Source organism: Brevibacillus fortis (assembly GCF_003013395.1).
Classification (GTDB): domain Bacteria; phylum Bacillota; class Bacilli; order Brevibacillales; family Brevibacillaceae; genus Brevibacillus; species Brevibacillus fortis.
Window position 1 is genome coordinate 86,649 of the sequence record NZ_PXZM01000016.1, and the last position, 18,727, is coordinate 105,375.

The 18,727-nt window shown below is 45.4% G+C and carries 13 protein-coding genes and 1 other RNA gene; 12 read left to right on the forward strand and 2 right to left on the reverse strand.

Translation table 11 applies throughout. From position 1 onward, the window contains the following. Positions 1 to 101 precede the first annotated feature (101 nt). The 12 genes from rnpB to C7R93_RS11760 all read left to right on the forward strand — a co-directional run bounded on the left by rnpB (position 102) and on the right by C7R93_RS11760 (position 16,775). An RNA gene (rnpB, locus tag C7R93_RS11705) (RNase P RNA component class B) lies at positions 102 to 490 on the forward strand. A 278-nt stretch (positions 491 to 768) separates the two neighbouring features. Further along, a complete protein-coding gene (locus C7R93_RS11710; RefSeq protein WP_106838962.1) occupies positions 769 to 3,105 on the forward strand; it encodes an S-layer homology domain-containing protein in 2,337 nt (778 codons plus the stop codon). Between the two features lie 146 nt (positions 3,106 to 3,251). After that, complete coding sequence (locus tag C7R93_RS11715) at positions 3,252 to 4,763, forward strand: monooxygenase (protein WP_106838963.1); 1,512 nt, start codon at positions 3,252 to 3,254, stop codon at positions 4,761 to 4,763. A 92-nt stretch (positions 4,764 to 4,855) separates the two neighbouring features. Then, entirely contained in the window at positions 4,856 to 5,341 is a 486-nt protein-coding gene (locus C7R93_RS11720) for a MarR family transcriptional regulator (protein ID WP_106838964.1), read from the forward strand. A 298-nt stretch (positions 5,342 to 5,639) separates the two neighbouring features. After that, positions 5,640 to 7,685, forward strand: a complete 2,046-nt coding sequence (locus tag C7R93_RS11725; protein ID WP_106838965.1) for a molybdopterin-containing oxidoreductase family protein — start codon at positions 5,640 to 5,642, stop codon at positions 7,683 to 7,685. A gap of 373 nt (positions 7,686 to 8,058) precedes the next feature. Then, positions 8,059 to 8,316, forward strand: coding sequence for an autorepressor SdpR family transcription factor (locus tag C7R93_RS11730; RefSeq protein WP_146142423.1), 258 nt, complete (start codon positions 8,059 to 8,061; stop codon positions 8,314 to 8,316). 16 nt (positions 8,317 to 8,332) lie between these two features. Further along, a complete protein-coding gene (locus C7R93_RS11735) occupies positions 8,333 to 8,956 on the forward strand; it encodes an SdpI family protein (RefSeq protein WP_106838966.1) in 624 nt (207 codons plus the stop codon). A 1-nt stretch (position 8,957) separates the two neighbouring features. Further along, on the forward strand, positions 8,958 to 9,713 hold the full coding sequence (locus tag C7R93_RS11740) for a CPBP family intramembrane glutamic endopeptidase (protein ID WP_106838967.1): 756 nt from the start codon (positions 8,958 to 8,960) through the stop codon (positions 9,711 to 9,713). A gap of 237 nt (positions 9,714 to 9,950) precedes the next feature. Next, positions 9,951 to 13,070, forward strand: a complete 3,120-nt coding sequence (locus C7R93_RS11745; protein ID WP_106838968.1) for an efflux RND transporter permease subunit — start codon at positions 9,951 to 9,953, stop codon at positions 13,068 to 13,070. 25 nt (positions 13,071 to 13,095) lie between these two features. Next, positions 13,096 to 14,430, forward strand: coding sequence for an efflux RND transporter periplasmic adaptor subunit (locus C7R93_RS11750; protein ID WP_106838969.1), 1,335 nt, complete (start codon positions 13,096 to 13,098; stop codon positions 14,428 to 14,430). A 21-nt stretch (positions 14,431 to 14,451) separates the two neighbouring features. Beyond that, positions 14,452 to 15,234 (forward strand): linear gramicidin aldoreductase LgrE, encoded by a 783-nt coding sequence (gene lgrE / locus C7R93_RS11755; RefSeq protein ID WP_106838970.1) that lies wholly within the window; start codon positions 14,452 to 14,454, stop codon positions 15,232 to 15,234. Continuing rightward, a complete protein-coding gene (locus tag C7R93_RS11760) occupies positions 15,231 to 16,775 on the forward strand; it encodes an aldo/keto reductase (protein WP_106838971.1) in 1,545 nt (514 codons plus the stop codon). Before lgrE ends, C7R93_RS11760 begins: the two co-directional genes overlap by 4 nt. A gap of 84 nt (positions 16,776 to 16,859) precedes the next feature. Here C7R93_RS11760 and C7R93_RS11765 read toward each other — a convergent pair whose 3' ends face one another. Together C7R93_RS11765 and C7R93_RS11770 are read right to left on the reverse strand one after the other, a co-directional pair. Further along, entirely contained in the window at positions 16,860 to 17,624 is a 765-nt protein-coding gene (locus C7R93_RS11765; protein ID WP_106838972.1) for an ABC transporter permease, read from the reverse strand. Between the two features lies 1 nt (position 17,625). After that, positions 17,626 to 18,561: an ABC transporter ATP-binding protein gene (locus C7R93_RS11770; RefSeq protein ID WP_106838973.1), complete on the reverse strand. Its 936-nt coding sequence runs from the start codon at positions 18,559 to 18,561 to the stop codon at positions 17,626 to 17,628. Between the last annotated feature and the right edge of the window lie 166 nt (positions 18,562 to 18,727).

An 18,727-nucleotide genomic window follows, 5' to 3' on the forward strand; every position in this document is an offset into this window, starting at 1 on the left:
TAGCCATTTCTATTGTACTACAAATAGACCTTCCAAATCCTGCTTGTTGACCATGTATGAGGCATGTGGTAGAGTAAATGTTACTGATTCTGATGTGCAGGAAATGTGGGTAGTCGCTGCCGCAATCGTTTCGGCGATTGGCGGTAGAGGAAAGTCCAGGCTCGCCCAGGCTGAGATGCCTGGAGTGTTCGTACCTGGTGCAAGCCAGGGCAGTGAGGCGTGAGTCTCGCTGACGGCGTGGAAAGGGCTCTCTCTGAGGCCCGAGTACGCTGAAAGTGCCACAGAAACGTAGCTTTTCTGGCGACAGAAAAGATGGAACGCGGTAAACCCTGCGAGCGAGAAACCCAAATTAGGTAGGGGAACCGTCCTGAAGGAATCAAACGGAAAGGACGGATGGTATCTTCGGATGCCATAGATAGATGGCTACCGCTCTTAGTGCGAGGGATTGCCCCGCTTGAAGCACGGGAGAGACAGAACCTGGCTTATAGCATTTCCTGCTGGAATGAAACGTAAAACCACCTGAGATCTCAGGTGGTTTTTTTACGTTCTGCGAAATATCGTGAACCCTCTACAAATCAAGGTTTGAAGACCAGTGGAATCATTTACCTTAAATATTCTTTGAAACTTTTTTGAAAAGGTTGTCGTCTAAAAAGAGCATTCGGCCGAAGAAAACAGTTCTACTGTGGGCTATTCCATCATTTCTTCAAATGGGAGTGTCTGTTGGAGAAATGAACTGATAAAACTGTTACATTGATGGAGGGGTTTATTTTGCAAAAAGCAAAGAATCGAGCAAGTAAGGATTTCAAAAAATTATTGGCGACAGCTGTTCTGGCTGGATCGCTTGCGTTGCCGGGTACCGGATTGGCTGCAACGGCACTGCCATTCTCCGACATCGGAGGAAACGGGAATAAAGACGCGATTCTGACATTGAATTATGCTGGTGTGTTAAAAGGGTATACCGATGGCACGTTCAAGCCGAATAAAGAAGTGACGAGAGCGGAGTTCGCCAAAGTTGCGGTGCTGGCACTCGGGTACACAGATGCGCAAGCGAAACTCTTGCAAGGAAAGACAGCCTTTAAAGACCTGCCAGCAGATCACTGGGCAACAGGTTATATCAATCTGGCTGTATCGCAGGGCATCATCAAGGGCTATCCGGATGGAACCTTCAAACCTAACAACAATGTAAAAATTGCGGAAGCACTGACCGTATACGTTCAAGGCTTGAAGATCGACGTTCGTCCATCAGCTTCAAGCGAGTGGTACATCCCGTACTTGCTGGAAGCTGACAGAGCAGGTATCTACGATGCAAAAGAAACACCGACAGCAGCAGCTCCGCGTGATATTGTGGCAAAGTATACAGATAAGTTCATGGAAACGCCTGTTTACGCAAACGGCGCTTACTATGACAAAGATGGCAATGCAAAAGGAACCATTCAAAAGCTGCCAGTAGTAAAGGGCGCAGTCGCTTCGTATGACAAGTCTGGCAAAAAGCTGAAACTAGTCGGACAAAACAAAGAAATCGAAATGGCTGATTCCGCGCAAATATACGGCAATCTGGTCGTTGGCGCTCAGGTAGAATACATCACGAAAAACGGCCGAGTGGCTTTCCTCACCGTTGTTACTTCTGACTCTGAAATCGTCGAAGGGATCGTGAAGACTGGCCTTAATTTTACAACAGCTGTAGGCGATGAGAAGAAATTCAAGGCCATCGTCAATGGAAGAGAAGTTGTTTTGGAAGTAGAAGATGGCGTAAATGTAAGCCGTTCTCACATCGGACAAAAGTTCGTGGCAGTCGTTGGCGACAATGGCAAGATCAAGTCCATCACGATTAGCGATAACACGACAAAAGGAATTGTAGAAAAAGTATCTTCTGTGAGCGGCTCCAACTCGAAGAAAGAGCTAAGGGTAGACGGCACGACCTATGTTCTGGATTCCAAAGCAACGATCAAAGGAAAGGCTCATCCTGAGGCGAAAGCAACAAGTGCTTCGTTCTCTGATATCGAAAAAGATGACTTGGTCGAGCTGACACTCGATGTGGACGGTAAAGTATCCGAGCTTGTTTATACGAAGCTGAGCTTCACGGATACGATCACTGTGGATACAAACAAAAACCTGATTCGCGTTGGAAGCGTGAATTACGAGGTGCATGAAGATACCGAGTTGTTCGTAGATGAAGACGAAGTAGATGAGCTGGATGAGTTGACGAGCGGTCAAATTGCTGTCCTCACGTTCGACAAGAATGGAAATCTGGTGAAAGTAGAGCAGGGTGTAGGTGCAGCTACGAACAAGCTGGTCTCAGACACAACTGCGTATGCAGCAGGAAAGCTGGCAACTGTGAAAATCGATGGCAAAACCTACGACATCTTGACTAACGCGAAGCTGACTGTCGATGGCAGCTCCGTATCACCAACAACGATTAAAACAGATCAGTTTAATGACCACCGTATCCTTACGTGGAAATACAACGTCGGCACGAATGACATTGTGGAGCTGACTTTGGAAAAGCAAACCGTAAAAGGATACGTGACCAAAAAATCCGGTTCCAAAATCACCGTGAACGGTAAAGTGTATGAGCTCTTGTCCGGCGTCACGATTGACAGCGATGCAGCATCCAACGACAAAGAATACACACTGACACTCAACAACGCTGGCAAAGTAAAAGCCATCACAGGTGCGCCTAAGAAAGTAAGCGGTGTAGTTGACTCTGTTGAGGTTCGTAACGATGACGGTAAGGTGACTTCCGCGAAAGTAGAGATTAATGGCAAGACGTACGATGTAACGGATGAGGACGCGATTGAAGACGTCGATCAATTTGAGTACGTGACATTGACCCTTGATCGTGACGGCGATGTTATTGCCGCATCCGTTAGTGGAAAACTTGCGAAGGAAAACGTGCGTTTCGTCGGAATTGAATCCCGTGTGAACAAAGATAAATACGTATTCTTCGATGACGTATCGACGAGCTTGAAGATGACGGAAGACGCGAAGATCAAATACTACAACGGTAATGATTTGAAAGAAAGTGATCTTTCCTCCAAGGACAAAGTGGATTTGTGGACAAATGATCAAGGTCTTGTCTATGTCATTGTCGTAGCAAAACGATAAGCAAATAGAAAAAGGCGATCCCATGCTCGATTCGAGAAGGGGTCGCCTTTTCAGTTTGTATTCAATTGAAAATCATTTTCATTAGAGAGAGTATGTGTTATATTATTATTGTTTCGCACAAAACAAAAATGAGGAGGAATGGTTCAATGCAGGTCGATTATGAAGTGATTATTGTTGGCGGTGGACCAGTTGGCATGATGCTGGCTGCAGAGCTGGCATTGGCCAGAGTGAGGGTGTGCGTGCTTGAGCGCTTAATGGAAACAACCCCTTATTCACGGGCGCTCACGCTACATCCACGCACACTGGAAATCCTGGATATGCGCGGGTTGAAAGCGAAATTACTTGATAGAGGAAAGCCGATTACGACAGGGCATTTTGCAGCACTTGATACACGCTTGGATTTTTCTGTCTTAGATTCTTCCTCCAACTACACACTGATTATTCCCCAACATGAAACGGAGAAGGTAGTAGAGGAGTGGGCAAAAAGTCTAGGGGTGGAAATACGCAGGGAAGAGGAGGTAGTGGCCGTACACCAAGATCAGCACGGGGTTGAGGTTGTGGCTGTAGGGCCGAATGGAAACGCTGTGCTGACGGCACTCTATGTGGTCGGTGCAGATGGCGCTGCCAGCATTGTCCGCAAGCAGGCAGGCATTCCATTTATCGGTAAGAATTCGACTTTTACGGCTATGCAAGGGGATGTTGTTTTGAAAAATCCGCCGGAATCGGGGGTTCCTTCCTACTTTAATGAGCAAGGTTTGGTCATGATTGTACCCTTGCCAAAAGGGATGCATCGGGTGGTGCTGATCGATCCGGAGCGAATGGCAGTGCCAAAGGAAGAACCAGTTTCATTGGAGGAATTGCGCGCTAGTTTACTGCGTATTCTTGGAGACGATTTGGGGATTTCCGACCCGTTTTGGATGACTCGTTTTGGCAATGCGACCTTGCAAGCTCAGCGTTATCGGGAGGGACGGATTTTCCTGGCGGGAGATGCGGCACATATTCATTTTCCAGCTGGTGGACAGGGGATGAACGTTGGCCTGCAAGAGGCAATCAACCTGGGGTGGAAGCTGGCAGCCCAATTAAAAGGCTGGGCACCGGATTGGCTGTTGGACAGCTATCATACAGAGCGTTTCCCCATCAATACCGCATTGCTAACGAATACACAGGTGCAATCGCTGTTGTTCGGTAGTTCGGAATTCTCCCCATCCGTCATAGCTTTGAGGAACATGCTGTCCAACCTGCTGCAAATACCCGAGGCCAATTATCGGCTCGCTACCCAAATCTCTGCGTTCAATGTCCAGTATGAACCGGATAGGGAGATGGAGCCGCATGTATTGAACGGTCGACGTTTTACAGAGTTGCATTTACGCCTGGAGAATGATGTGTGCCAAAATGCATACGAGCTTTTTCATTCTGGTTCCTTCCTCTTGCTCCATTTGGGCTCGGATGAACGATTGTACGATGTAATAGATTGGTCCAAATACAAACATGTCCATGTCGTTCGCGCTTCGCTTGCTAAAGGAGCTCCTGATTGGCATGACGTGCATACAGCGTTGATTCGACCGGATGGATATGTCGCTTGGGCTATTTCCCAATCGGAGTCTAACCCGATGGAAGCCATTCGGAAAGGAATCATCCATTGGTGCGGACATGTTTGAATAATATTGTTTTGTGCAAAACAAAATGAAATTGTTTTTCTCGAAACAATCAGTATATAATGGAGAGGAGATGGTTATCTAGGAGACTTGATATGCAAAACACAGAGCTTTCCAAGCAGCGGATCATACAGCTTTACATACAGCTAGTCACGCAGCAAGAGTTGCGAGAAAGCAAATTGACTACGCGAATGGCGGAAGAGATGCAGAAGCTGGAATCCGAGATGGGAATGAAGCTAAACCTTACACTATCCGAAATTCATTTCATTGCCTGTATCGGGGATCATGGTCCCATCAACGTTACCACGATTTCGGAAAAAGTTAACTTAACGAAAGGGTCCATAACGCGAATCAGCAAAAAATTATGGAAGCTTGATTTAATTAAAAGACAACAGCTGGTTGATAATAAGAAGGAAGTGTACTATCGGCTAACCGCAAAGGGACAAAAGCTGTATAAGATTCATCATCAGATGCATCAGGGCATTGAACAGCGATTTATGGGTTTTCTGGATAAATACACACCGGAGCAATTAGCATTTTCCCGCGAACTGCTGGAGGACTTGCTGGATTGGGATTTCTAAAATCGTAGACAAAGGGGGCGCTATCACACTGATGGGGCCCTCTTATTTCATCGGATGTCTGCTTCATCTCATATGAAACCGGCAGATCGAAAAAAACGTGCCGTTTCTTTAGATCTGGCTAGAGGAACTATGTTGCTACTTATTGTACTCGCGAATGCCCCGCTATATCGTAATGAGACGACTATATAAAAATAAATATCATTAACTACTCATTCGCTCAGGGGTAGTGTCTTCTTTTTTAAATCGATTATAATAGCGTATAAAAGCTAGTTACTGCTAGGAGAAAGAGGGAACCTCCATGACTTATACCACTCAGGAAAACGGTGTTTTTCCAGCAGTCTGTTCGCTTGATTGCCCGGATCAGTGCGGTTTGCTCCTTCATAAAAAAAAGGGGAAAATCATCAAAATTGAGGGAGATCCGAACCATCCAGTGACGAAGGGGAATATTTGCAACAAAGTCCGCAACATGACAGAACGCATCTACGATCCCAAGCGACTCACGCACCCGTTAATGCGCATTGGCAAAAAGGGGAGCGGAGAGTTTGTCCGAATCAGCTGGGAGGAAGCCATCGCCACTATTACAGAACGCTGGCGTGCCTTGATCGACTCAGACGGTCCCGAGAGCATCCTGCCTTACAGCTTTTACGGAAACATGGGGCGGATTAATGTGGAAGGAATGGATCGCCGTTTTTTCCATCGGATGGGGGCCAGTCAACTTGACCGTACGATATGCAACAGTGCAGGGGCTGTAGGTTACAGCTACACGATGGGCGGAGCCTTTGGAACAGATCCGGAAGACACCATCCATTCCAAGCTGTTCATCATGTGGGGGATTAATACCGTTAGCACGAACATGCATCAAGTGGTGTTTGCGGAACAGGCTCGAAAAAACGGGGCGAAGATCGTCGTGATTGATGTCCATAAAAATCAGACGGGTCGATGGGCTGATTGGTTTATCCCGATTTTACCCGGAACAGACACCGCTTTGGCCTTGGGTATCATGCATGTGCTTTTTGCAGAAAACTTGGTAGATTCAGCCTTTATGGGAAAATATACGGTAGGTTATGAAGAGCTCAGGGAGCATGTACGGACGTATGATCCTGCTACCGTATCAGCGATAACGGGTGTCCCTGTCGAAGATATTTACAAATTGGCGAGAATGTATGGCACGACTTCCCCCTCCTTTATTCGAATTGGAAACGGCATTCAGCATCACGACAATGGGGGCATGTGTGTAAGGACGATTGCTTGTCTTCCGGCCCTTACAGGGCAGTGGCTCGTCAAAGGTGGTGGGGCCAATAAAGGAAATAAAGGTTTCCTAGAACACAACAAGCTTGCCGTGCAGCGACCAGATTTGCTGGTAAATAAACAGACGAGAGTCATCAACATGAATGAACTTGGAAAAGCGTTGCTCGATACAAAGCCGCCGGTGAAATCGCTCTTCGTCTATACGAGCAATCCAGCCATTGTTGCACCGGAAGGAAACAAAGTGCGACAAGGCTTGGCGAGAGAGGACTTGTTCACGGTCGTGCATGACTTGTTTTTGACGGAGACGGCTCTCTATGCCGACATCGTTTTGCCAGCGACGTCTTCTTATGAAAATACGGATTTTTACACGTCGTATTGGCATCATTACATTCAATTGCAACAGCCAGTTATACCCCCGTATGGGGAGAGTAAATCCAACACAGAAGTGTTTCGCTTGCTGGCTGCTGCAATGGGGTACGATGAGCCAGGTTTTCGAGATAGCGATGAAGAGATGATCAGGCAGGCGTTGGAGGGACACGGCAACCCGCATTTGGAAGGAATCACGATTGAGACTCTGGTAGAAAAAAAATATGCCAAAGCAGCGAAGACAGAATCCTTCTTTTCGAGACCGCTGCCTACCCGCAGTGGAAAAATTGAGCTATATTCCCAAGGGATGGCGGAAAAAGGACTTCCTCCGTTACCAACATATACGCCGTTGGTTCCGGATGGTAATTTTCCGTATATGTTTGTCCCCGGGCCAAATCACAATTATTTGAACTCCACATTCTCAAATAATGAGAAGCATAAGAAAATGGAGAAAATACCGCGTTTGCATATGAATGTGGCAGATGCGTCTGCATCAGGAATAAGTGACGGAGATACGGTCCGCATATGGAACGAGCGGGGAGAATGCGAGCTGGTTGTATCGATAGGAGAGAATGTTTTACCGGGAGTGGTGGTCAGTCAAGGCTTATGGGCTGATGCTCCTCACTCAAAGCATTATGTAAATGCGCTGACCCCGGATCGCATCGCGGACATGGGCGGAGGAGCTACCTTTTTTTCCGGACGTGTCGATGTGGAAAAGGTCATACGATAATAATCAGCGAGTGTCTCGATTGTAGCGGGACACTCGCTGATTACTTTTATTACCCGAAAGGATATGAAGTGTTATATCAATCACCAGGAGCGAATCCGAATCTTTCTACTCCTTACGTTGTGTTTTCCATAAACTTTCATCAACACGAAAAAAACCGTTGGATGTGTTTTGTATTTTTGGTAGAATTAGTATATGAATGAGCGATTCACGAAGCAACATAACGCACCTTTAGAAATCCTAAACTACACGAATATCCTAAAACTCCCTCCATCCAGTGGTGTCTTACGAGCTGGCACAAGGTATTTCTCTACCCGATATTTAGATAAATTCCTAAATATCTAAAAATGACGGATGAAAGTAGGATCGATTGATTATGTCAATGAATTACGCATTTAAGGCACTCTCTGATCCCACAAGAAGAAAGATTCTGGACCTGTTGAGGGAGAAAGACATGACGGCTGGAGAAATAGCCGACCATTTTCAAATGACCAAGCCCAGCATCTCCCACCACCTCAGTTTATTGAAACAGGCACAAATGGTTTACGACGAACGAAAAGGGCAAAACATCTACTACTCACTTAATACGACCGTTTTTCAAGACTTATTAAAATGGGTTATCCAATTCCATTAGAAAGTGAGGTAATCACATGAATAAATCCAATTTGTCTATGTTGTTTTTTTTCATCAGTGTTGTCTTGGGCGTAATTTGTTATCCCTCCATGCCAGATCAGATGGTAATTCATTGGGGACCAAATGGCGAACCGAATGGTTTTGCGCCTAAGCTTGTGGGTGTATCCTTTATTCCGGTTGTGATGCTGTTTATTTTCGTGGCTGTTCGCAGTCAAAAACAGTATTACCAAAAGTTCCAAAGCAGTCACGATACAATCTTGAATACATTAATGATCGTACTTCTCGTCATCCATGGCGTGATAATCGCATATGGATATGGGTATATGTTAAATATTGGGATTTTTGTCACGCTTATTTTAGGAATTCTCTTTGTAACGATAGGGAATTTTATGCCTCGTTTTCGACATAACTATCTGATTGGGATACGCACGCCATGGACACTCGCTAGTGAAGAGGTCTGGAAAAATACCCACTTATTGAGTTCCCGTGTGTTCTTCATCGGAGGAATCCTCATCATGCTCACCTCATTTTTACCAACAACCATTCATTATATCCTGCTATTGATCATTACATTGGTGACAATTCTGATTTCTATCGGAAGCAGCCACTACTATTACAAAAAAACAGGAAGGGGCAAGTAGAATGAAAAACTTGAAAATAGCAATTCTGTTATCATTGGTGAGCGCTATCGGTTTTATCTCAGCTATTCCCTATATGCTGGCAATTAGCGGGGATGCATTATCCATGATTCCTCTCCCGATACCGGTTGCAATGGCAATTTTCGTCGTGCAGGGAAGCATCATGGCATTTCTGTTTTCGTGGATTGGATTGACCTTCGCAGGCAAGGTTGGACTGGATGCCCCTGTCCTTCGGAAGTGGTTATATAAAACGGGTGGAGAATCCTTCAACAAAAAGGGAATCATTCAAGCAGTCATCTTTGGATTTGCAGCAACAGCTCTTCTCCTCCTACTGGAACTCGCCGTTTTCCAACCATTGCTACCAATCTTGGCGGAAAAGGCCCAAGACTTAGAAGTGTCGGTTTGGGCAGGTATGCTGACAGCCATTCAAGGTGGAGTATATGAGGAAGTCATGGTTCGTTTGTTCATGATGACAATGATCGTATGGATTTTGGGCAAGCTATTCGGACGTAAATCCTCCCCTAAGCCCTGGATGTACTGGGCAGGCATCATTGGGGCAGCCCTTATATTCGGGCTTGGTCATCTCCCAGCGGCAGCTGTCTATTTTGGTGAGATTACCCCGCTGTTGTTCATTCGAACGATCGCCCTTAACGGGGTGGCAGGAATATTATTCGGTTACCTCTACTGGAAGCGCGGGCTGGAGTACGCAATGATTGCTCACGCGATAGGGGATATCATCCTTCATGGTTTCATTAAATAAGAACGCTTCGCAATCTTCACGTAAGCATCAACAAACATACAATTGTTCGACAATTTGAGAGGTGTTTCGAGTAAGTAGATCAAAAACCCTGTCGTAAGGTAGTTTTTGGTCTTTTTTTTGTTTTGTAAAAAAACGAAATGAAAAACAAATTTTAATTTTTATGGAAATTTATTGAATACTAAAAAATTGAGGCGTAATATAGAGAATGGAATTTATTAGGAATAAGGGGGGCATGCCTTGCGTTTTCTAACGAATTTTTCTCTCAGAAACTCAACAGCTATTATTATTATGAGCCTGCTTGTCGTAGTCAGTGGAATCATTGCCGCCATGTCTCTCAAGGTAGAGAACATGCCGGATGTCACTTTCCCTGTGCTTCTAGTCAATACTACTTATCCGGATGCATCACCAGAAGATGTTCTCGATGATGTAACGAAGCCATTGGAACGTGAAATTGGGCATGTAACAGGCGTTAAGGCAGTGGAGTCATACTCAAGCAACAATAGTTCCACGCTACAGGTCTACTTGGAGACTGGTTCAGATGTACAAGCTGTCAGGGACGAGCTGGAAAGAAAAATCTCCAGTATCGCGCTTCCTAACAAAGTAGGTAGACCGCAAGTGATGATTCAGGGCTTCAGTAATCAACCCGTCTATTATCTGTTTGTGACAGGACAGGATAAGGAAAGTGGACTCGATCACTTTGACAACGATGTGAAAGAAACCGTGATCAAAGAGTTAGAAGGTATTGAAAATGTTGATAAAGTATCAACAATAGGCGGACAATTCAAAGAAATGAAAATCCTGCCCAATATAGATGCGCTAAACTACTACGGAATCTCTCCGTTGCAGTTGAAACAGCTTTTACTTGACAATCACGTAGCTCTGCCAATCGGTGCGATCACCGAGGATGGGGAAGAGCGCACCATTCGCGTGGTGAGCCGTTACCTCAATGTGGAAGATATTCGTAACACCAAAATATTCCTCCCAAGTGACCCGAAAAATGGGCTTACCTACGTCAGGCTTGGCGAGATCGCAGAAGTCAATTTTGACCAGGTCATTAATTCGATCAGCCGCTTTAACGGCAAGAATGGAATTAACATCAATATTTACAAAACACGTGACGCCAATGCGGTAGAGACCGGTGATGCCATCAATGAAAAACTATCTCTTTTAAAAGAAGAGTACCCGGACTTAGCCTTTACCACGATTTATGACACTTCTGTTGATATCAAGAATTCGATTAACGGCATGCTCAAGGAAGGCTTGCTCGGAGCTATTATGGCATCTGTAGTCATCATGCTGTTTTTGCGTCATGTAAAGGCAACCCTCATCGTCCTAGTCTCTATCCCAACATCCATCCTAGTAAGTCTGATCCTCATGTCCTGGATGGGTATAACTCTCAATATGATCACACTGTTCGGGATGGCAGTGGCTGTAGGACGAGTTGTGGATGACAGTATCGTCGTCATCGAGAATATTTTCCGCCACTTGCAATTGAACAAAGAACGCAAGGAAAACTTGATTCAAATTGCCACCCACGAAATGCTACATGCAATTACCTCATCGACTTTTACGACAACTGCCGTATTTTTACCCATTGTGTTTGTTGGAGGGATGATCGGAGAAGTATTCCGTCCATTTGCACTAACCGTCGTCTGCTCATTGTTTGCCTCCCTATTAGTAGCCGTGACGATAGTTCCACTGTTAGCCAAGCTGATGATCCTAAAAGACCACAATATCAGGGAATTTGAACATGGGAAAGGGTCTGACACGTACAGGAAGTTACTTCACTGGTCACTCAACCGCAAGCCCGCTATCGGATTTCTGTCACTCGTTCTATTTATCGCAAGTCTAGCGCTTCTCCCGCATATGAAATACGGATTGTTTCCTGATCCGGAAGCGAAGTACATATTCGCGCAAGTAACGATGCCAAAAGGTACACAACTAGATGTTCTCGATCAAACGGTTGCCCAGGTTGAAAGTAAATTGATGGAGCAGCCTGAAGTAGAGTACATAGAAATCAATCTTGGCTCTGAAAATGAAGCGGAAATACGCCAATCGAACCAAGCCCTCTTACTAATCAAAATAGGGCCAAATGTGAATCTGGACCAAACTATCAAGAAATTTGAGGGAATCGTCAAACCAATGGTTCCACTAGGATCTGAAATGGCCTTGACTAAACCTGGTAGCAGCGAGACCAACAAGTTCAAGGTGATCCTGTACGGGCCAGATCTGGATCGGTTGAAAGAGGCAAGCGAAATTGTCAAATCAAATTTGAAAGAAAGTCCTCTGTTGACCAACGTGAAGGACAATTTGAACGATTTCAAAAATGAAGTTGTCATCAAAGTGGATAGAGACAAAGCCTCGGAACTGGGAGTTTCCCCTGTACAGGTGGCTCAAGAGGTCAACCTCCTAGTCTCGGATACCCAAATTGGCAAGATCAAAGTCGACGACAAAGACTATAGTCTTTTCTTTGGACTTGGTGAAAACCATGCGAAATCGCTTGAGGAACTGCACAATATCTACATTCAAACGCCAAGCAAGCAACAAGTGCGTTTGGTGGACTTTGCCGAGATTGACCAAGAAAAAGTTCAATCACAAATCATGCGCAAGGACGAAAAACAATTCGTACAAATTACAGCAGATATCACGAGCGATAACAAAGGAGGAGCGAGTAATTTCCTGTTTGCGATGTTGCAAGCGGAAAAATTGCCTGCTGGAGTTACATTGTCATCTGAAGGTGTCTCAAGCGACATGGAAAAAAGCTTTAAAGATATGCTCTTAGCCATTGGTGCAGCGATTTTTATCGTCTACATTGTCATGCTCATCACGTTTGGCAATGCTACGGCTCCGCTCGCGATTCTACTGTCCCTGCCACTTGCTGCGATCGGCGGATTATTTGGCCTGTTCATTTCGGATACCGTTCTCGATATAACGGCACTTATCGGCTTTTTGATGCTGGTCGGAATCGTTGTTACCAATGCAATCGTGTATGTGGACAATATCCAGCATCGAAGATTGGAAGGGACTTCTATGCGTGAGGCAGTTGTCGAAGCTGGGATTACCCGACTACGCCCCATTATTATGACGGCAGTTGCGACAGTCAGCGCGCTCTTGCCGCTTTTCCTCGGCTTTTCTGAAGGAGCCTTGATGACCAAAAGCTTGGCGATTGTGGTCATTGGTGGACTCGTTACTTCGACGATCCTGACCCTAATCGTGGTTCCTATCGGGTATGAATTACTGTATCGGATCAAAAAAGAGTTTTTTGCCCCTGATACCAAAGAAGCGGAGATGGAGCCAAGCGATGATATGTTTATTTCCGTGCTGAGAAGTTTACGCGATATGAAAAAGTCCGGGTAAGGCAGAGGGAGGAAGTATACACAAAATGAAGAAAACGAAGCTAATCAACTCAGGTGTGGCATGTCTTATAAGCTTGACGATCATCTCGGGATGCAATTCACAATCCGCAGAAAAGACCAATTCTAATGAAGGAAGAACACAAATCGAAGGCCAGTCCAGTCCTGAGGTTGAAACCATTAAAGTGGAGAATTCCGTGGATGTTCGAGTAGAGGAAGCAATAGATGGAGAACTCAAAGAATCCGACAAGTTGCTGGCGGAGGTATTCGCTAACACGGATGTGAGTATTTACGGCAAAACTACCGGGACCGTCTCGCAAATCCTAGTGAAAAAAGGGGACACAGTAAAAAAAGGGCAAGTCATCGGAAAGCTGGATCAAACCGAAGCGCAATTGAAACTGCGTCATGCTGAGGCGGCATTAGCAGTCGCCAACGCAAATCTAGAGCATTCCAACAAAATGGGGACGTCTAGCGAATTGGCAAGCAGTCAACTGAAGCAGGCGGAGCAAACTTATGCGAATGCCCAGCGTACGATTGCACAAGGATTGACGCTGGCGCAAGCAAATTACGACCGCGCTAAAAAGCTGTTTGAAGAGAAAGCTATGTCCAAAAGTGAGCTTGAGAATGCAGAAAACGCATATCTGCAAGCAAAAAACCAGTATCAAAGCCAGCTGGATCAGGCGCAAATCGCTTTAATTAATGCTCGGACGCAAGTGAATACAGCCGATAAAAATGGACGAGTCACGCAAGCAAATGTGAAACAAGGACAGGTTGAAGTGGATATTTCCAGAAATGCGTTGGAAAACACACTTATCAAATCAACAGTAGACGGCATTGTCACCGATATCCAAGTCCAAGAAGGCGATACGATCAACCCGCAAAAGCCTATTGCAACGGTAATTAACCTTGACCCGATGATCGTGAAGGTGAATGTGTCAGAAAAAGCGTTGGCAAGCTTCCAAAAAGGAACACAACTAGATTTGCAGGTTCCATCTCAAAATATCAAGGTCAAAGGCAGTATTGCCTACGTGGGACTAAAGGCTTCTGACCAATCGAAGCTTTTCCCCGTGGAAATAGAAGTGCCAAATCCAAAAGGTACGCTACTTCCCGGAATGAAGGCGGAAGTGTCTTCAACCAAAGGACAAGCAGGTATTCTCATACCGACAGATGCCATTCTTGAGCGAAATGGGAAAACGGTAGCGTACGTCGTGAATGGAGAAAGAGTAGCTGAGAAAGAAATCTCGATCGCTTCGAAAGGAACGGAGAAGACGCTTATCGGCTCCGGAGTGAATCCAGGAGACAAGGTAGTTATCAAAGGACAAGCACAATTAAAAGATGGTGCAAAAATTCGCATTGTTCCCTAAGTAATATCGAGGAGGATACCTATGCAAAAGATGTACGTTTCCCAGAACCGATGGCTACTCTCTGCAAAAATGACGCCGGAGGCAGAAGTGCTATTATTTTGCTTTCACTATGCTGGTGGTCATGCTGGTATTTATCGGGATTGGCAAAAAAAGCTGCCCGTTCAGATTGGCGTTTGTCCTGTGCAGCTACCAGGCAGAAGTAATCGCTTTTTAGAGCCTTGCTACACGGATTTGTCTGTATTGATTCGTGATCTGGCAGAAGCGCTACTTCCCTATCTGAATCGACCGTTTGCCTTTTTTGGACATAGCATGGGAACGCTGGTCAGCTTTGAGCTGGCTAGATATTTACGCAAACATTACAACCTCAAGCCGCAGCACATGTTTGCATCCGGATACCATGCCCCGCATCTGCCAGATCCGGGTGAAGCCATCCATCATCTCCCAGATCAAGAGTTTCTGGAGGGCGTACAAATGTTGAATGGCACGCCAAAGGAAGTTTTTGAGGACAAGGAGATTCTGAACATGCTTCTCCCTACGCTTCGGGCCGATTTCACGATATGCGAGACGTATCGCTATCAAGACGAAGAACCGCTGGATTTCGGACTGACGGCCATTGGCGGTTGGCAAGACCCGGATTTTACTGGAACACATCTCGAAGCCTGGAGAGATCACACGAACGCTTCTTTTCAAACGTACATGCTGGAAGGGGACCACTTTTTCGTCCATTCTCAACAGGACCAAGTCCTTACTATTGTCGGGTCAACTCTTCAAAATTATCTTGCCGGGTACAGGGGGATAGGATGATGACAGGAAAAGCGACACGAGAGGGGACACAGCGCCTAGCACAGGCCAATACCCATCTTTTCTATAAGCAATTTGGTAGCTTCGATGTGTGGATCAGTCAGGTTGGATTCGGAACGTACCGGATTGATGAACAGGATGAGCAGTACCACCAGGCACTCCGTAAGGCACTGCTCGAAGGAATTAACCTGATTGACACGAGTAGTATGTATACAAATGGTAGCGCTGAGAAAGTCATCGGTCATGTGCTGAAGCAGCTGATAAGTGAAGAAAAAATAAAGCGGGAAGAGCTTGTAATCGTGTCCAAGGCTGGTATCGTCCAAGGCGAGGATTCCGACGAGACGATGAAGAGGACAGCGGAAGGCAAACCGTATCAAGACTTTACGACGGTACATGATGGAATGTCGATATGTATCCACCCAGAATACCTTCAAGACCAGCTGACACGCAGCCTACAGCGCTTGCAGGTGGACACGATTGATTGCTACATGCTACACAATCCAGAGTGGTATTTGCTATGGGCAAAAATGAAAAAGATCAAACAACAGGAAGCGTATGTTGAACTATTAGAGCGAATTGAGAAGGCTTTTCGACATCTGGAGAAAGAAGTAGAATCAGGTCGGATTCAATGCTATGGAATCAGTGCCAATTCGATTGTCAGCAATGTCAAGGAATTTGATTTTGTTGCGCTGGATACTCTCTGGGAGATTGCAGAAAAGATTACGCCGAATCACCATTTCCGCGTCATCCAGTTTCCAATGAACATGTACGAATCCGGTGCCATGCTGGAAAAAAGCCATGCGCAAGGCCAGAGTGCCTTGTTATTTGCCAAGGAAAAAGGACTTGGTGTAATGACGAACCGGACGTTAGATGTGACAGCGAAGGAAAAAATCTTCCGCCTGACGAACATCCAACTAGATCTGAGCACGGTCATTGACGAAAAAGAAGCCACTCGTCGAATCAAGGATTGTCTCAATCGTGTAGATGATGTAGAGGATCAGATCGTCTATCGCGTCTTGCCATTACTTAAAATGGAGAAAGAAGATGTGAAAGAGCTGAAGAAAAAAATATCATCTGGAGCTACACTCCGCAAATACTGGAAAAAGCTATACTCTTCCACAAATGTGCAAAATGTGAGAAGCTTCTTGTTTGAGCCGATCATCGAAGATATTCGCAATACGATTAAAAAACATGGGGGCTTAGACGACCAGACGCAGCAATGGCTGGATACCTACAAGGTAACTCTCATGGACACAGCTGAAGCTTTGCAGAGCTACTACGTCCCCAAAGACTACCAGCGTTCACTGGATATCTCGAAAGAGCTGACGAGGGTGAAACCGCATTTAATGACAACAGATAACCTCAGCCAAGCAGCGATTAGAACGATGCGCGCCACTCCAGAGGTACACAGCGTCCTCGTGGGGATGAGACGTGAGCATTATGTAGATGATGTACTAATGGAATTGAAGAGACCTTTGGATACGATCATGCAAGAAGAAGACTGGCACGCAATGAGCCAAACCCTTAAAGAGGTTATTGGCTAAAAACAATACCCAAATAGTAAAACCACCTTATGAAATCGTGTGACAACAACGATTTCATAAGGTGGTTATTTTTAATATTTTCGGTTATTTCCACTTGCTGATGATATGCTCGCGATCAAAGAGCTTAATACTAATCTGGAACAAGATCAGGGCAACCACCGCAAAAATCGTGACCAATCCCAGATAGATTACCGGATTGCTCATCATGGAGAGGAAGATGACCTGACTGACAGCAAGTCCGATGATCGGCAGAACCAGTATGGCACCAAATTGTTGGGCTGCTGCAACGTTGTCAACTTTTGAGGAAACAATGACGCTCAAGGATACGCTGATGATCGAAATAAATGGGACCAGCAGGATCATCGCGAGAATAAATACGATGGAAAAATACTCGCTAGCATTGTCAAAGGTTGTAAAGATGAACCCTAGAAAGATTAGCTGAACAACCCAGGTCAGAGCGATGGAAGGCAAGGAGTAAGCTAGGACCTTACCAAACAAAAACTCCTTGGTGGAAATCGGGGTGACCAGTACGCTTTCCAATGTTCCTGTCATTTTTTCCATGATGATGCTCGTCGTGGCAAATGTTAAGGGGATCATCGCCGGTACGATCAGGAACAAAAGGAAATAGAAGCGGGCAATGGCAATATGACCATCTGCACCTGCCATGTTAAGGAGGGGATTGGTCAATTTCATCAGGTTAAGGACGAACTCCATCTTACCGTTTTGGGCAAATACAGTTGTGATCAGAGCGACAACCAATATAACGAATGGCGCAGCAAGATTCGTAATCAATACGGAGCGGGTAGCGAACAGCTCTTTCCATTCCCGGAGAATAACAAATCCCGGCATCTTAGATCGCCTCCTTTTCTTGATTCAACAAGCTGAGATAGGAGTCCTCCAGTGACACGGAGATGGGTGTTATGTAATTGACGGTAATATCCGCAGCGACCAGCTTTTTGATCAGCTGTGGGTTCGAGGTCTTCGGATTGGCTACCCTCAGGTGGAACTGATCTTCGGTGCGCTTATATTCCTCAACTTCCTCGGAGGCTTTAATAATCTGTTCCGACTTTTGAGAATCCGATCCTACGTCAAGAAGCACATTGTAGGTGGTCCACTCTTCACGGAACTTCTGTGGGGTAGTTAAACGAATCACCTCACCCTTAATGATGGCGAATTCATGACATAACTCATCAATTTCTGCCAGGACATGTGAACAAAAGATGATCGTTTTTCCAGATGCAGCCCAATCGCGAATCAGATCTTTCAGCTTCCGGGTGCTGACAGGATCGAGATTGGCTGTGACCTCGTCTAAGAAAAGCACTTCTGGGTCGTGTAAAATCGCGCAAACAATCGAAAGTTTTTGTTTCATTCCTTTTGACAATCTGCCGGCAGGATCGTTTCTTCTCTCCCACAAATCGAACTGGCGAAGCAAATACTCGATGCGTGAAGCGCGCTTGGCTTTGGGAATCTGGTAGCAGGAGGCGAAGAACTCCAGGTTGTCCATCAAAGAAAGCTTGTCATACACCCCGGGAGATTCTGTTACACAACCAATTTTTTTGCGAATCTCTTCTTTATTCTTGCTGATTTGATGACCGAGGATGGTGACTTCTCCTGACGTAGGCTCAATGAGGCAGGACAGGATTCGTAGGGAAGTTGTTTTTCCAGCACCATTAGGTCCAAGTAGACCAAAAATTGTACCTTTGGGAATCGTGAGGGAAATGCCATCGAGAACTTTTTTGTCTCCGAACGATTTTTTGAGATCCTTAATTACGATTGCAGGTTCCATAAAAAAATCTCCTTTTGTAGACTTTTTTGTGACTCGGATTGAGTGTGCAGCTCCCATATACTAACTTTTTATCTAATTCAGAATATTGAAAGGCTTTATTATAAAAATGGGCAGAAACAACTGGAGATTGAGAAGGGATTCTTTGTCTGGTGAAGGTGAAATACTG

Excerpts from the sequence above, each read along its gene's own strand:
- C7R93_RS11750 (WP_106838969.1), top strand. The coding sequence starts at position 13,096 with ATGAAGAAAACGAAGCTAATCAACTCAGGTGTGGCATGTCTTATAAGC.
- C7R93_RS11765 (WP_106838972.1), bottom strand. The coding sequence starts at position 17,624 with ATGCCGGGATTTGTTATTCTCCGGGAATGGAAAGAGCTGTTCGCTACC.
- lgrE (WP_106838970.1), top strand. The coding sequence starts at position 14,452 with ATGCAAAAGATGTACGTTTCCCAGAACCGATGGCTACTCTCTGCAAAA.
- C7R93_RS11735 (WP_106838966.1), top strand. The coding sequence starts at position 8,333 with ATGAATAAATCCAATTTGTCTATGTTGTTTTTTTTCATCAGTGTTGTC.
- C7R93_RS11730 (WP_146142423.1), top strand. The coding sequence starts at position 8,059 with ATGTCAATGAATTACGCATTTAAGGCACTCTCTGATCCCACAAGAAGA.
- C7R93_RS11715 (WP_106838963.1), top strand. The coding sequence starts at position 3,252 with ATGCAGGTCGATTATGAAGTGATTATTGTTGGCGGTGGACCAGTTGGC.
- C7R93_RS11720 (WP_106838964.1), top strand. The coding sequence starts at position 4,856 with ATGCAAAACACAGAGCTTTCCAAGCAGCGGATCATACAGCTTTACATA.
- C7R93_RS11725 (WP_106838965.1), top strand. The coding sequence starts at position 5,640 with ATGACTTATACCACTCAGGAAAACGGTGTTTTTCCAGCAGTCTGTTCG.
- C7R93_RS11760 (WP_106838971.1), top strand. The coding sequence starts at position 15,231 with ATGATGACAGGAAAAGCGACACGAGAGGGGACACAGCGCCTAGCACAG.
- C7R93_RS11770 (WP_106838973.1), bottom strand. The coding sequence starts at position 18,561 with ATGGAACCTGCAATCGTAATTAAGGATCTCAAAAAATCGTTCGGAGAC.
- C7R93_RS11740 (WP_106838967.1), top strand. The coding sequence starts at position 8,958 with ATGAAAAACTTGAAAATAGCAATTCTGTTATCATTGGTGAGCGCTATC.